14 protein-coding genes and 1 riboswitch are annotated in these 14,495 nt (G+C 70.8%); of the genes, 4 read left to right on the forward strand and 10 right to left on the reverse strand.

Annotation, left to right across the window (positions count from 1 at the left end; all coding sequences use genetic code 11):
* Positions 1-27: 27 nt before the first annotated feature.
* The 5 genes from OG714_RS44430 to tsaD form a co-directional block, all read right to left on the reverse strand.
* Complete coding sequence (locus OG714_RS44430; RefSeq protein WP_406129683.1) at positions 28-1,683, reverse strand: purine-cytosine permease family protein; 1,656 nt, start codon at positions 1,681-1,683, stop codon at positions 28-30.
* Positions 1,684-1,795: 112 nt separating this feature from the next.
* Complete coding sequence (locus OG714_RS44435; RefSeq protein ID WP_406129685.1) at positions 1,796-2,554, reverse strand: GntR family transcriptional regulator; 759 nt, start codon at positions 2,552-2,554, stop codon at positions 1,796-1,798.
* A 104-nt stretch (positions 2,555-2,658) separates the two neighbouring features.
* Positions 2,659-2,991 carry an antibiotic biosynthesis monooxygenase family protein gene (locus tag OG714_RS44440; RefSeq protein WP_406129687.1) on the reverse strand — a complete coding sequence of 111 codons (333 nt, stop codon included), beginning with the start codon at positions 2,989-2,991 and terminating at the stop codon, positions 2,659-2,661.
* 121 nt (positions 2,992-3,112) lie between these two features.
* Positions 3,113-3,679 carry a GNAT family N-acetyltransferase gene (locus OG714_RS44445; protein WP_406129689.1) on the reverse strand — a complete coding sequence of 189 codons (567 nt, stop codon included), beginning with the start codon at positions 3,677-3,679 and terminating at the stop codon, positions 3,113-3,115.
* Positions 3,679-4,728 (reverse strand): tRNA (adenosine(37)-N6)-threonylcarbamoyltransferase complex transferase subunit TsaD, encoded by a 1,050-nt coding sequence (gene tsaD / locus OG714_RS44450; protein ID WP_406129691.1) that lies wholly within the window; start codon positions 4,726-4,728, stop codon positions 3,679-3,681. Before tsaD ends, OG714_RS44445 begins: the two co-directional genes overlap by 1 nt.
* Before the next feature lie 152 nt (positions 4,729-4,880).
* On the opposite strand from tsaD, the gene cbiE reads away from it, so the two are divergent.
* Both cbiE and cobM read left to right on the forward strand, forming a co-directional pair.
* Positions 4,881-6,143: a precorrin-6y C5,15-methyltransferase (decarboxylating) subunit CbiE gene (cbiE, locus tag OG714_RS44455; RefSeq protein WP_406129693.1), complete on the forward strand. Its 1,263-nt coding sequence runs from the start codon at positions 4,881-4,883 to the stop codon at positions 6,141-6,143.
* Complete coding sequence (cobM, locus tag OG714_RS44460) at positions 6,140-6,889, forward strand: precorrin-4 C(11)-methyltransferase (RefSeq protein WP_406129695.1); 750 nt, start codon at positions 6,140-6,142, stop codon at positions 6,887-6,889. Before cbiE ends, cobM begins: the two co-directional genes overlap by 4 nt.
* Positions 6,890-6,925: 36 nt before the next feature.
* Here cobM and OG714_RS44465 read toward each other — a convergent pair whose 3' ends face one another.
* Positions 6,926-7,450: a cupin domain-containing protein gene (locus tag OG714_RS44465; RefSeq protein WP_406129697.1), complete on the reverse strand. Its 525-nt coding sequence runs from the start codon at positions 7,448-7,450 to the stop codon at positions 6,926-6,928.
* Between the two features lie 132 nt (positions 7,451-7,582).
* Positions 7,583-8,719 carry a cobalt-precorrin-5B (C(1))-methyltransferase gene (locus OG714_RS44470; RefSeq protein ID WP_406129699.1) on the reverse strand — a complete coding sequence of 379 codons (1,137 nt, stop codon included), beginning with the start codon at positions 8,717-8,719 and terminating at the stop codon, positions 7,583-7,585.
* An 18-nt stretch (positions 8,720-8,737) separates the two neighbouring features.
* On the opposite strand from OG714_RS44470, the gene OG714_RS44475 reads away from it, so the two are divergent.
* Entirely contained in the window at positions 8,738-9,502 is a 765-nt protein-coding gene (locus tag OG714_RS44475; RefSeq protein WP_406129701.1) for a cobalt-precorrin-6A reductase, read from the forward strand.
* A 110-nt stretch (positions 9,503-9,612) separates the two neighbouring features.
* The gene (locus OG714_RS44480) at positions 9,613-10,776 is read left to right on the forward strand and encodes a HoxN/HupN/NixA family nickel/cobalt transporter (protein WP_406129702.1); all 1,164 of its coding nucleotides are present in this window, start codon (positions 9,613-9,615) and stop codon (positions 10,774-10,776) included.
* A gap of 47 nt (positions 10,777-10,823) precedes the next feature.
* Here OG714_RS44480 and OG714_RS44485 read toward each other — a convergent pair whose 3' ends face one another.
* The 3 genes from OG714_RS44485 to cobG are packed head-to-tail and all read right to left on the reverse strand — an operon-like array spanning position 10,824 to position 14,277.
* Positions 10,824-12,311: a precorrin-2 C(20)-methyltransferase gene (locus OG714_RS44485; protein ID WP_406129704.1), complete on the reverse strand. Its 1,488-nt coding sequence runs from the start codon at positions 12,309-12,311 to the stop codon at positions 10,824-10,826.
* On the reverse strand, positions 12,308-12,970 hold the full coding sequence (locus OG714_RS44490; protein ID WP_406129706.1) for a precorrin-8X methylmutase: 663 nt from the start codon (positions 12,968-12,970) through the stop codon (positions 12,308-12,310). Before OG714_RS44490 ends, OG714_RS44485 begins: the two co-directional genes overlap by 4 nt.
* 11 nt (positions 12,971-12,981) lie before the next feature.
* Positions 12,982-14,277 (reverse strand): precorrin-3B synthase, encoded by a 1,296-nt coding sequence (cobG, locus tag OG714_RS44495; protein WP_406132155.1) that lies wholly within the window; start codon positions 14,275-14,277, stop codon positions 12,982-12,984.
* 54 nt (positions 14,278-14,331) lie between these two features.
* Positions 14,332-14,478, forward strand: a riboswitch (cobalamin riboswitch).
* Positions 14,479-14,495: the final 17 nt, after the last annotated feature.

The following is a 14,495-nucleotide window of genomic DNA, read 5'->3' on the forward strand; positions in this document are numbered from 1 at the left end:
CTCTTGTTCGCCGCCCGGCCCCGGGTGTCAGGCGGCCGACGGCTGCGCGGGCAGCACGTGGTCGCCGACCTTGTCGGTGCTCAGGCACAGCGAGCAGACCACCGCGTCGTGGGTGGCGCAGGCGGCCAGGTCCGGGCGCTCGTAGGGCTGGTGGCACACGTGGCAGTCGAGGGTGACCGCGCTCGGGTTGCCTTCGGCGTCGAGCAGCGGCTCGTCGATGCCGTCGTCGGTGCGGCGCAGGTAGTACTTGCCCTTGGTGACGATCGCCATCAGCGGGGTGAGGGCGAAGGCGATGACGGCGGCGGCGACGGGGGAGTACGGCTGGAGGGTGTCGCCGAGGGCGTGGAAGTACATGGCGATCGACAGGCCGGAGGCGGCGACGAACGCCACGACGCCCACGGGGTTGACGGCGTAGAGCATGCCGCGGCGGAACTCCGGCTGGAGCGGGGAGAGTTTGAGCAGGTACTTGTTGACGCCGATGTCCGTCGCGACGGTGACGATCCAGGCGATCGCGCAGTTCGAGTAGAAACCCAGGATGTTGTTGAGGAAGCTGAACATGTCGGCTTCCATCAGGGCCAGCGCGAAGCCCAGGTTGACCAGGACGAAGACCATGCGGCCGGGATAGTGCCTGGTGACGCGGGTGAAGGAGTTGGTCCACGCGAGGGAGCCGGAGTACGCGTTCGTCACGTTGATCTTGATCTGGCTGATCACGACGAGGGCGACGGCCAGCGGGAGGACCAGCCAGGACGGCATCATCGCGTCGAAGGCGCCCTTGAACTGCTGGATCGGCTCGGGCGCGACGTCCGGGCCGACCTTGGCCAGGATGTAGACGGCGAGGAAGACGCCGATGACCTGCTTGAGTGCGCCGAGCACGACCCAGCCGGGTCCGGCCATGATCACCGCGGTCCACCAAGTGCGCTTGTTCGCCTCGGTCTTGGGCGGCATGAAGCGCAGGTAGTCGATCTGCTCACCGATCTGCGCGATGAGGGACAGGCACACGCCGGCGCCGAGGAGTACGGAGGCGGTGTTGACGCCGCCGTCGCCGTCGGTGCCCGCGTAGTCGAGGAAGCGGTCGACGGTGCCGGGGTCGTTGGAGATGAGGTAGACCAGCGGGGCGACCATCAGCACGAGCCAGACCGGGGTGGTCCACACCTGGAGCCTGCTGAGCGCCTTCATGCCGTAGATCACCAGCGGGATCACCATCAGCGTGGAGACCAAGTAGCCCAGCCAGAGCGGGAGTCCGAGGCCCAGCTTGAGGCCCTGGGCCATGATCGAGCCTTCGAGGGCGAAGAAGATGAAGGTGAAACTGGCGAAGATGACGCTGGTCAGCACCGAGCCGTAGTAGCCGAAGCCGGAGCCTCGGGTGATCAGGTCCAGGTCGATGTTGAAGCGGGCGCCGTAGTAGGCGAGGGGGAAGCCCGTGACGAAGATGACGACGGCGGCCACGGCGATCGCCACGAGCGCGTTGCCGGTGCCGTGGGCCAGGCCGATGCCGGCGCCTATGGAGAAGTCGGCCATGTACGCGATGCCGCCGAGGGCCGTGGTCGCCACGACCATCGGGGTCCAGCGGCGGTAACTACGGGGCGCGAAGCGGAGGGTGTAGTCCTCCAGCGTTTCCTTGGTCGCCTGGCTGGTTGGGGAGACCGGCTCTGCGGCTGTCTGTGGGGACTCGGTGGTGCTCATGGTCAGCCCTTCGGGGGTGCGGGGGTGGGGATGCGGTGAGCGGTGGGGCACCCCCGGGTGGCGGCGTCGGCAGCCGGGGAGTTGAGGGGCCGGGGCGGGAAACCCCGGGGTTTCAGAGGCGGTCGGCGTGCAGGGCCATCTGCGTCATGGCGCGCTGGGCGCGTTCCATCACCACGGCCATCGAGTCGCCGACGTGGGCGTGCAGGGCCCGGTAGCCCTCGTCGAGCCGTCCGTCGCGGACGAGTTCCATGATCTCGATGTGCTCGGTGATCGTCGTCTGCACCCGGTCCTGGGTGAGGAAGTCGTACATCCGCACGCGGCGGATGCGCTCGCTGACTGTCACGAGGGCATCGGTGAGGGCGGGGTTGCCGGAGGCGCGGGAGAGTTCGGCGTGGAACGTCTCGTCCTGGACGACGAACCGGGGGTCTGGTGTGGGCGGGTGCTCGCGCATCGCGTACCAGCGGTCCAACTCGGCGGTGAGGATCGCCGTGTCGTGCCGTATGGAGGAGTCCTCGATGGCGCGTGCGATGCCGCGCAGTTCCAGGGTGACGCGGAGTTCGTAGAAGTCCTTGAGCTGGGTGAGGTTGGGGATGGTGACGTAGAAACCGCCGTCGCCCCGCTCGATCAGCCCGTCGGACGCCAGCCGCGCCAGCGACTCGCGCACCGGGGTCCGCGACACCCCGAACCGCGCGGCCAGCCGCATCTCGGCCAGCCGCTCCCGCGGACCGAACTCGCCGTCGAGCACGGCCGCCCGGAGCTTGGTGTAGACCGCCTCGCGCAGTGAGGAAACCGCTGACGGCACGGCCGGTGCGCCGGGGGCGACCGGCTGTGCGCCAACTGTGTCCGACTGCGTATACAGCTCTGAATCCATGAGCGGACACGCTAGAAACCGCTTGTTTCCCGCAACGCCCGCACGTTGTGAACTGCTCGTTTCCGGGATCTCACCGCGATTGCGGAGGGGGCGGGTCTTCGGTTCTAACGGCGGTGGGTCGACTCGACCCGGAAGAGCCGGGGCTGCGCGTCGGTGGCGATGGTGGCCGCCTGGTCCATGTGGACGCGGGCCTCGGGGTTGGCGAGCATCGCGCGGTAGTGCTCCTCGGACTCCCATTGGGCGTAGTTGATGACGCGTTCGCCGTCCTGGGAGGCGTGGAAGTTGGCGCAGATGAAGCCGGGTTGGCGCTTCATCGTCTCTTCCGTCGCGTGGGCGAGCAGGGCGATGAGTTCGGCCTGGCGGTCGGGGGCGACGGTGAAGACGTTGATGAGCGTCGCCACCGGGCGGGTCGTATCGATGTGTGTGGTAACGGTCATGGCTCCATTTATCTCCTTACGGAGAGGTGGGGAGAGCGGGTGTGGGTCCGGATTCCCCCGATCGGACGCGTACCCGCACGTCGTGCCAACTGTGGCTGTGCGGCAGGTTCCTGACGTAGCGTCACAGAGGTGGGACGGTCAGAGCCCGGGCGGGATGGCGGGGGCCGAGGAAGACGACGATGCCTTTGCCGTCGGGGGCGGGATGCGTGGCCTGGACCCAGCCCTGGCCGCGGTAGAACGCCACCGCCCGGGACGACCCGACGGACGTGAGCAGCCAGGAACGGCCGTGCGGCGCGTCCTCGGTGACCGCTTCCAGCAGATCGGCGGCGAGGCCGGTGCCGCGAGCGGCGGGGCGGACCGCGAGCTCGTCGATCTCGCGAGCGCCGCACAGCCAGTCGACGGTGCGGTCGGGGCCGAGACCGGCGGCGGCCTGGGGGTAGCAGCGGTCCGTGGGGAAGGGGGAGAGAGTGGTCCAGGCGGTGGCGAACCCGGTAACCTCCTGACCGGAGAAGGCGAGCGCGGCCGTGAATCCCGGACGTCGTACGTTGGCCGGGAGCCGCCCTACGAACTCGACCGCCCGCTCCGCGTCCTCGTTCCAGGGCGGGGCGCAGAAGGCGTCGATGTAGACGGAGTACAGGGCGGCGCTGTGGGTGAGGAGGTCGGCGCCCTTGAAGACCCAGATGCCCATCAGACGGCACCCGCCAGGGATGCCGCCGGGTGCAGGGAGGCGTACTCCAGCGGCGCCGACGGATCGATCGACAGGTCCAGCGGCGCGGGCTCGGCCCCGGCGCGCACGAGAAGGTCACCGACGGCCGCGATCATCGCGCCGTTGTCCGTGCACAGCCCCAGCGGCGGCACTCGCAGCTCGATGCCGGCTGCCCGGCACCGCTCCTCGGCCAGCGACCGCACCCGCGAGTTCGCGGCGACCCCGCCGACCACGACCAGCGTGCCGACGCCGTGCTCGCGACAGGCCGCCACCGCCTTGCGGGTGAGTACGTCCGCGACCGCCTCCTGCAGCGAGGCCGCGCCGTCGGCCACCGGCAGCTCACGGCCCGCGTGCCCCTCCGCCCAACGCGCGGCTGCCGTCTTCAGCCCCGAGAACGAGAAGTCGTACGAGCCGGGGAGCGGCCGAGGAAAGAGGACAGCGCGCGGATCCCCCGCGCGCGCCGCCCGGTCGATGGCCGGACCGCCGGGATACGGCAGCCCGAAGACTCGCGCGACCTTGTCGAAGCACTCCCCGGCCGCGTCGTCGAGCGTGTCGCCGAGGTGCAGGATCGGATCGCGGGCCAGGTCGCGGACGAGGAGAAGGGAGGTGTGGCCCCCGGAGACGATGAGCACCATGCAGGGATCGGGCAGCGGCCCGTGCTCCAGGGTGTCGGCGGCGACATGTCCGGCGAGGTGGTGCACGCCGTACAGGGGGACGCCCAGCGCGTACGCGATCCCCTTCGCCCCGGCGAGCCCCACCTGGAGCGCCCCCGACAGGCCGGGTCCGGTGGTCACGGCGACCGCGCCGATGTCGGACAACCGCAGGCCCGCCTCCTCCAACGCCCGCTGGATCACCGGACGTACGGAGTGCACGTGCGCCCGGGCCGCGATCTCCGGCACCACACCGCCGTACCGGGCGTGCTCGTCCATGCTCGACGCCACGGCATGGCCCAGCAGCAGGCCGTCGCGCACCAGCCCGGCGCCGGTCTCGTCGCACGACGACTCGATACCGAGCACGATCGAAGAGCCCATGCCCACCCTCTCCTGCACTTCAGAAGCTATTGCAAGTAGTGTGCAATAAGAGAGGTGGTGATGTGTACCCGAACGCGGATGTGCAGGTCGCCGCCCAGTAAAGTGCGCCCCTGTCGCCCTGAGACCGTCCCCGAACCCCGAGGTACCGAGCAGTGATCCCCGCACGACCAGGACCGTCCCCCGCCCTCACCGTCGTCGGGATCGGGGCCGACGGCTGGCAGGGACTCCCGGACCCCTCCTGCACGGCACTGCGCGACGCCGAGATCCTGATCGGCGGCCCACACCAACTGGACCTGCTGCCACCGCAGTGCGCCGGCGAACGCATCGCCTGGCCCTCACCCCTGCGCCCCGCCGTCCCCCGCCTGCTCACCGAGCACACCGGCCGCCGGATCGCCGTACTGGCCGGCGGAGACCCGATGTTCTACGGGATCGGACGCACCCTCACCGAGGTGGTGGGCCCCGGCGCGCTGCGCGTGCTGCCGCACCCCTCCTCGATCTCCCACGCCGCCGCGCGTCTGGGCTGGCCGCTGGAGGACGTCGAAGTCGTCACGCTCGTCGACCGGCCCGTCGCCCGTCTCGCCGCCGCCCTGCACGAGGGCCGGCGGCTCCTCGTCCTCGGAGCGGACGCCACCACGCCCGGCGAGGTCGCCGCCCTCCTGCGCGACCGCGGCTTCGGGCCGAGCCGGATACGGGTCCTGGAGCAACTCGGCGGGGAGAAGGCACGCGTGACCGCCGAGTCCGCGGCTGCCGACTGGTCGGAGCCGCCCGGCGACCCCCTCAACGTCGTCGCCGTCGAATGCCGCCGCGCACCGGACGCGCTACGGCTCGGCGCCGTGCCGGGGCTTCCGGATGATGGGTACGAGCACGACGGCCAGCTCACCAAACGGCACGTCCGTGCCGCCACGCTCGGCGTGCTCGCCCCCGCACCCGGCGAACTGCTGTGGGACATCGGCGGCGGCTCCGGCTCGATCGCCATCGAGTGGATGCGCACCCACCCCTCGTGCCGGGCGGTCACCGTCGAACGCGATCCGGTGCGGGCCGAGCGCATCACCCGCAACGCAGACCGGCTCGGTGTGCCCGGACTGCGGGTCGTCACCGGTGCCGCGCCCGCCGTCCTGGCCGAACTCCCGCCACCCGACGCGGTGTTCGTCGGCGGCGGGCTCACCACCCCTGGCCTCCTTGGTGCCTGCTGGGAGGCGCTGCCCGCCGGAGGGCGGCTGGTCGCCAACACCGTGACGCTGGAGTCCGAAGCGGTACTCGCCGACAACTACCGTCGGTTCGGCGGGGAGTTGGTGCGGCTCGCGGTGGCGCACGCCGTGCCCGTGGGCGGCTTCACCGGGTGGCGGCAGGCGATGCCGGTGACCCAGTGGGCCGTAGAGAAGCCCGTCAACCCCCTTCCAGGAGACGACAGATGACCGTGTACTTCATCGGCGCCGGGCCCGGCGCCGCCGACCTGATCACGGTGCGCGGCGCCCGTACGCTCGCCGCCTGCCAGGTCTGCCTGTACGCGGGCAGCCTCGTCCCGCGCGAACTGCTCGCCGAATGCCCGCCGGACGCACGGCTGGTGGACACCGCGCAGCTCAACCTGGATGAAATCACCGCCGAGCTGATCCGAGCGCACGACGAAGGCCACGACGTGGCCCGGCTGCACTCCGGGGACCCGTCCGTGTTCAGTGCCGTCGCCGAACAGATGCGGCGGCTGGACGCGGCGGGGGTGCCGTACGAAGTCGTGCCGGGGGTCCCGGCCTTCGCCGCTGCCGCGGCTTCCCTGAAGCGGGAGTTGACCGTGCCGACCGTCGGCCAGACCGTCATCCTCACCCGTGTCGCCAACCGTGCCACCGCCATGCCCGAGGGCGAGGACCTGGCCACCCTCGGGCGCAGCGGCGCGCTGATCGTGCTGCACCTGGCCGCCAAGTACGTGGACCGCGTGGTCGGTGAACTGCTGCCGCACTACGGCGCCGACTGCCCCGTCGCGGTCGTCGCCTACGCCTCCCGCCCCGACGAGCTGATCATTCGGGGCACTCTCGATGAGATCGCCGGGAAGGTGAAGGGGGCGGGCGTGCTGCGGACGGCCGTGATTATGGTGGGGCGGACGCTGAGGGCGGAACAGTTCGGCGACAGTCATCTGTACTCGGCGGAGAGGGAACGGCACTTGTGCTGACCTACGGCTGTGAAGTGCTGTTAGCCGTAGGGGAGTTCACGCCGCGGGTGGCTCGAATCGCATGGGCGTGATCTGCTTGACGTCGTAACGGCTGCGCATGCTCTCCACCGCGTCAGCGTCGACAGCGCGGCCTGTCGACCAGATCTCCGCGATCTCCTCGAAGTAGAGCTCGTGATCGGGCGATGGGAAGCACTGGAACAGCATGCGCACCGGCTTGGCCGTGGCGTTCCTGAACGCATGTGGAGTGTCGGGCGGGACGAACATGCTGCTGCCCGCGCTCGCGCGGATGAGACGGTCGCCGTCGGCGGACTCCCAGTCGAGCCAGTCGTCGTCGGTGCGTTCGGTGGGCTCGAATGCCATGAGCTCCAACTCGCCTTCCAGGATGTAGAAGAACTCCTGGGAGTGCTCGTGGAAGTGTGCGCCGGTGTCGAATCCGGGAGGAACGACCACTTCGAAGATCGACACGGAGGAGCCCTGTGCTCCCGTGGCCTTGAAGGTCACTTGCTGTGCTTTGGTGACCAGTTTTCGCCCCTGCCCCGGCAGGGCGATGAGGTCGCTCATGCGATCAACTCCTTGAGGAGACGGCTGGCGATCACTGAGACCGTATGAACTTCTTCTTGAGGAACGCTTGAGAACTCGTCCACCAAGGCTGACGGGCGGAGCCCGCAGGACCCCACGCTCTTCAGGGGAGTCCTACCGGACCGTGCTGCGTCCCACGACCGTGCCCGCTCGGTCGATGCAGATGACGTCCACGGCGACCGGTGCGCCCCGCAGCTCGGCCAGCGCCTCGTCGCGGGCCGTTGTTGCGACCAGGTCACCGAGCGGCAGCCCTGCGGCCTGGCACGACTGGAGAGCGGCGAGCCCGGTGTTGGCGTCGGCGACCTCGGCGGCCAGCACCTCGTCCGCACCGGCGCGCCGGGCCAGTTCGGCGAGGAAGCCCTTGTCGACCTGGGAGCGGGCCGAGTGCAGGTCGAGATGGCCGGCGGCGAGCTTGGAGAGCTTTGCGAAGCCACCGCAGATCGTCAGCCGGTCGACGGGATGGCGGCGCACGTACTTCAGCACCGCGCCCGCGAAGTCGCCCATGTCGAGCAGCGCGTCCTCGGGCAGGTCGTACTCGGCGACGACGGTCTTCTCCGACGTCGACCCGGTGCACCCGGCGACATGCGTACGACCCGCAGCCCGCGCCACGTCCACACCGCGTCGGATGGAGTCGATCCATGCGGAGCAGGAGTACGGCACCACGATCCCCGTGGTGCCGAGGATGGACAGGCCGCCGAGGATGCCGAGCCGGGGGTTCCAGGTGGAGCGGGCGATCTCCTCCCCGTGGTCGACGGAGACGGTGATCTCGACGTCGCCGGTGCCACCGTGCCGGGCGGCGACCCGGGCGACGTGGTCCCGCATCATCTGGCGGGGGACCGGGTTGACGGCCGGTTCGCCGACGGGCAGGGGAAGGCCGGGGCGGGTGATCGTGCCCACACCGGGGCCCGCCCTGAAGACCACCCCGGCACCGGTCGGCAGCCGCCGTACCGTGGCGCGGATCAGTGCGCCGTGTGTGACGTCCGGGTCGTCGCCCGCGTCCTTCACGATCCCCGCCATCGCATGCCCGTCCGCGAGTTCCTCGGCCGCGAGAGCGAACGACGGCGTCTGCCCCTTGGGCAGCGTGATGGTCACCGGGTCGGGAAACTCCCCGGTCAGCAGGGCGGTGTACGCGGCTGTCGTGGCCGCTGTCGCGCAGGCGCCGGTGGTCCAGCCGGGCCGCAGGCCGGTGTGCTTGAGTTGGGCGCCGCGACCGCCCTTCGGCTCGCCGGCCCCTTGCGCTTCACTGCTCATGAACGGACCCGAACTTTCATGCACGTGCTGATACTCGGCGGAACCACGGAGGCCCGCCGCCTTGCCGAACTGCTGCACGGTACGCCCGGGTTGGAGCTGACGAGCTCCCTCGCCGGACGGGTCGCCAGTCCCCGGCTGCCTCCGGGCGAGGTCCGCGTCGGTGGCTTCGGCGGGGCTGCGGGGCTGGCGGAATGGCTGCGTGAGCACGCGGTCGACGCGCTCATCGACGCGACCCATCCGTTCGCCGGGACCATGAGCTTCCATGCTGCGCAGGCCGCTGCTACCGCCCACGTTCCCCTCCTCGCCCTGCGCCGACCCGGCTGGGTCCCGGTCGAGGGCGACGACTGGCACGAGGCCGGCTCGCTGGAAGACGCCGCCGGTCTGCTGCCCGGACTCGGGCGGCGGATCTTCCTCACCACCGGCCGGATGGGCCTCGCCGCCTTCGCGGACCTCACCGACCTGTGGTTCCTCGTGCGCTCCGTCGACGCGCCCGAGTCGCCGTATCCACCCCGCATGGAGGTGCTGCTTGACCGCGGCCCCTTCACCCTCGACGGCGAGCGTGAGCTGCTGCGCCGGCACCGCGTCGACGTCGTCGTGACGAAGGACAGCGGGGGAGCGGCCACCGCGCCGAAACTGGCCGCGGCCCGGGAGGCCGGGATGCCCGTGGTCGTGGTCCGACGCCCCGCGGCACCCGAGGGCGTCCCGATCGTGCCGGACCCGGAGCGGGCGGTCCGCTGGCTCGGGGAATGCCTCGGCCTGCGCATTTTTCTCCTGCCTGACTGAATCATGGCGTGGGCTTTACTGCGACCGACTTGTTCTTGCAACCTATTGGCAGAAGCCTGAAGGGTGCGGCTGAAAACAGCCACTCGCCCAGCAGTAAGGCCCACGTCCCCATGACCTCCGCTCCCGATTCCGCCTCCACCAGCCCGGCCGCTCCGGGCACCGGAGGCGGTTTCTCGTGGCACCGCATACGCACGTCCATGTCCCGCAAGGAATGGGCGAGCCTCGGCGGAATGGCCGCGTTCATCCTGGCGCTGCACGTCATCGGCTGGTTCACGCTCGTAGCGTTCGTCGTTCCTGAGCACTACAAGCTGGGGACGAAGACGTTCGGCATCGCCATCGGCGTCACGGCCTACACGCTCGGCATGCGGCACGCCTTCGACGCCGACCACATCGCCGCCATCGACAACACCACCCGAAAGCTGATGAACGAGGGGAAGCGACCGCTGTCCGTCGGCTTCTGGTTCTCCCTGGGCCACTCCTCGATCGTCTTCGCGCTCGCCTTCCTTCTCTCCCTGGGAGTGAAGGCACTCGCGGGACCGGTCGAGAACGACGACTCCACACTCCACAGCGTCACCGGCTGGATCGGTACGACCGTCTCCGGGACCTTCCTCTACATCATCGCGATCATCAACATCGTGATCATGGTCGGCATCTGGAAGGTCTTCCGCGCGATGCGCACCGGCCACTTCGACGAGGCCGCCCTGGAGGAGCAGCTCAACAACCGCGGCTTCATGAACCGCATCCTCGGCCGCGTGATGAAGTCGATCACCAAGCCGTGGCAGATGTACCCGGTGGGCCTGCTCTTCGGCCTTGGCTTCGACACCGCCACCGAGATCGCGCTCATGGTCCTCGCAGGCTCGGGAGCCGCCTCCGGCCTGCCCTGGTACGCGATCCTGTGCCTGCCGATCCTCTTCGCGGCGGGCATGTCGCTGCTGGACACGATCGACGGCTCGTTCATGAACTTCGCCTACGGCTGGGCCTTCTCCAAGCCGGTCCGCAAGGTCTACTACAACCTCACCATCACCGGCCTGTCCGTCGCCGTCGCCCTGATCATCGGCACGGTCGAGCTGCTGGGCCTGATCGCCGAGAAGGCGGATCTGCACGGCACGTTCTGGGACTGGGTATCCGGCCTTGACCTGAACATCATCGGCTACGTCATCGTCGGCCTCTTCTTCGCCACCTGGGCCGTCGCCCTGCTGGTGTGGAAGTTCGGCCGCATCGAGGCCAAGTGGACGGCCAACCTGGCCCAGCCCGCCGAACAGGGCGCCGAGTAGGACCGATTGCGGCGCCTCCGTCTCCCCGGCGGAGGCGCCGCACACGCTCACGCGTCCGGATACCGGCGAGGCGTCCAGACGATCTCCTCGCCGCCTCCCCGCCGTACGACCTGCGTCTGCGAGGAACCGACCAGCAGCACCGTGCGCATGTCGACCTCGGCCGGGTCCAGTTCGGCCAGCCGCACGATCCGCACGCGCTCGCCGGAGCCGCCCACGTCCCGCGCGACCACGACCGGAGTCTCCGCCGCCCGGTGCTCCAGGAGCAGATCGCGCGCCTTGCCCACCTGCCAAGTGCGGCTGCGTGAACCGGGGTTGTACAGCGCCAGCACCAGATCCGCCGAGGCCGCCGCGCGCAGCCGCGCGGCGATGACCTCCCACGGCTTGAGCCGGTCGGAGAGGGAGATGGTGGCGTAGTCGTGGCCGAGCGGGGCGCCGGCGCGCGCGGCGGCGGCGTTGGCGGCGGTCACGCCCGGCAGTACCCGTACCGGGACGTGCTCGTACTCCTTCTGCGCGGCGACCTCCAGGACGGCGGTGGCCATCGCGAAGACGCCCGGGTCGCCGCCGGAGACGACGGCCACCCGCCGCCCCCGCTGGGCCAGTTGGAGCGCGAACTCCGCCCGCTCGGACTCGACGCGGTTGTCCGAGCCGTGCCGCGCCTGGCCGGGACGTACGGGCACCCGGCCCAGGTAGGTGGTGTAGCCGATCAGATCGTCGGCGGAGGCGAGCGCGCCCCGCGTCTCGGGGGTGAGCCACAGGGGACCGGCGGGCCCGGTCCCGACCACCACGACCTCACCCTGCTCCCGCACGGGCCGCTCGGAGCCGACCTGGCTGGGCAGTACGGCCACTGAGAAGTACGGCACCGACTCCGCGTCCACGTCGGCCAGTTCGGCCACCCGCTCCCCGGCCATGGTGGCGCGCTCGACGTACCGGGCCTCGGCCAGTCGCCCCGAACTCTCCAGCGCGCGCCGCACCTTGGGGAAGGTGCGCCCCAGTTTCATGACCACGGCCGCGTCCGTCGAGGCGAGGCGGGCGGTCAGCTCCTCCTCGGGCAGGGTGCCCGGCAGGATGGTCAGTATCTCCTCGCCCTCGGCGAGCGGGGTACCGAGCCGGGCCGCGGCGGCGGACACGGAGGTGACACCAGGGATGACCTCGGTGTCGTAGCGGTCGGTGAGCCGCTTGTGCATGTGCATGTAGGAGCCGTAGAAGAGCGGGTCGCCCTCGGCGAGGACCGCGACGGTCCGACCCGCGTCCAGGTGCACGGCGAGCCGGGCGGACGCCTCGGCGTAGAACTCCTCCATGGCGCCCTGGTAGCCGCCGGGGTGGTCGGTGGTCTCGGTCGTGACCGGGTAGACCAGCGGCTCCTCGATGTGGTCGGCACGAAGGTGCCCGGCCGCGATGGAGCGGGCGATGGACCGGCCGTGCCGGGCGCTGTGGTAGGCGATCACGTCCGCCTCGGCGATGACCTCGACGGCCCGTACGGTCATCAGGGACGGGTCTCCCGGGCCGAGCCCGACCCCGTACAGCTTGCCGCTCACTCTTCCTCGCTCGCGATCGCGTTGAGCGCGGCGGCGGCGATGGCGCTGCCACCGCGACGGCCCCGTACGACGAGGTGTTCCAGGCCGGACGGGTGCGCGGCGAGGGCCTCCTTGGACTCGGCGGCACCGACGAAGCCGACCGGGACGCCGATGACGGCGGCGGGCCGGGGCGCGCCCTCCTCGATCATCTCCAGGAGGCGGAAGAGGGCGGTGGGCGCGTTGCCGACGGCGACCACGGCACCCTCCAGCCGGTCCCGCCACAACTCCAGGGCGGCGGCACTGCGCGTGGTGCCCAGCTCGGCCGCCAGGTCCGGGACGGCCGGGTCTGAGAGTGTGCAGAGCACGTCGTTGCCTGCCGGCAGCCGCTTGCGGGTCACGCCGCTGGCCACCATCTGGACGTCCGTGAAGATCGGCGCGCCCGCGCGCAGGGCCTCGCGGGCGCACGCCACCACGCCGGGCGTGTAGGCGAGGTCGCGTACGAGGTCGACCATCCCGCAGGCGTGGATCATCCGGACCGCGACCTGGCTGACGTCGGCGGACAGGCCCGCGAGGTCCGCCTCCGCGCGGATGGTGGCGAAGGACTGGCGGTAGATGGCCGCGCCGTCCTTCTCGTAGACGTACGTGGTCACGGTGTTCTTCTCGCTGCTCTCGGTCGTCATACGGCTCGGGCTCATGAGGTGATCGCCGCCAGGGCGGTGGCGAGTCGGAAGGGGGTGTTCATGTCGGCGGTGCGGGATTCCTGTCCCGCTACGGCGGTGGCGAGCCGGTAGCCGCCACCGGGGGCTGCGACCACGTCGATCCGGTCGCCCCTGGGGTGCCCGCAGCGGCGCTCGCAGCCGGACCAGTACAGGGGCAGGCTCTGCCCACTGGCCGCGACGCGGGTGTTGGCCGCGTCCGTCCGTACGTCGGCATGGGACTTGGCGCATCCGGGCCGGCCGACGCAGGCGCCGACGCGCAGCCAGGGGGAGTCCGGGTCCGTGACGAGGCCGGTGGCGGCAAGGCGGGTGAGCGACTCGCCCGCCTGCGCGGTGGTCATGCCCGGCGTGGGAAGGACGACGCCGCGCCACGGTGTCAGACGCACCTCACCGGTGGCGACGGACGCCAACTCCCGCCAGGGGAGGGCCGAGAGACGGCCCAGGGGGACGTGCACCGACAGGGCCTCGCCGACAACTCCCGGACGCGGACCGTCCGTACGGGCGGCCTCCCGCGGCCGCCGTTCGTGGGCGATGCCCTCGGTATCCAGGCGGCGACCGACCAGGCGGATCAACTCGTCGTCCGCAACCGGGAGTTCGGTCACCCGCCAGGCGCGCGTCCCGCTCGCCCGTGCCGCTTCCAGGAACACCGCCGCGGCGATCAGGGCGGCGCGGGGAGCGTCCTTGGCGGATATGCGCAGCGTCTCGTCGGCTGCGCCGAGACCGAGCTGAGCACCGTCGTCGGCCGTCGCCCGCAGCGTCACGTCGGCACCGAGTCCGGCCACGTCTCCGCGTCCGTCGTCGACTGCGAACAGGAAGCGTCCCGACAGTGCCTGCGCCGCCTCGCTCGCGCACAACTCGGCGTCCAGGCCCGCCAGCCAGTCCTGTACGTCTCGTAGGCCGCCCCCGTCGAGACCGGACAAGGGCGAGGCGACGATGTTGCGAATCCGTTCGTGGCCGTGCGAGGGGAGCAGTCCGGCCGCGTCCAGCAGTCCGGCCAGCTCCGTGCCGCATCCCTCGCCCAGCCCCCGCAGTTGCACGTTGCCGCGCGAGGTGAGGTGCAGCTCGCCGTCGCCCAGCCGCTCCGCCGCGTCGGAGAGCGCCTCCGCCTGCCGGACGGTCAGCACGCCACCGGGAACACGGATACGGGCCAGTGCGCCGTCGTCCGCGAAGTGCAGCCGCAGCGACCCCGGGCAGGCGTCGCCGCGGTCCCGTGAGACCGCTGTGGCCTGGGACGACGGATGGAGAGCAGCCGTGGACATGGCGGCGAGCATACCCACGATCACATCGAATGTATGCCCCGCCCTCTTCCGGTGACCCTTACTATGCTCCGTGGTGGATCATCCGGTCCGCCATCGCCACGACGGCGACAGGGGAGGAAGCCCGGTGCGAATCCGGCGCGGTCCCGCCACTGTGAATCCGCCCCGAGAGGGTCGGGTGAGCCAGGAACTCCCGCCGTCAGACACCGCCCGGGGCGCGGACACCCCGAGGA

The organism is Streptomyces sp. NBC_00989 (genome assembly GCF_045162655.1).
Classification (GTDB): domain Bacteria; phylum Actinomycetota; class Actinomycetes; order Streptomycetales; family Streptomycetaceae; genus Streptomyces.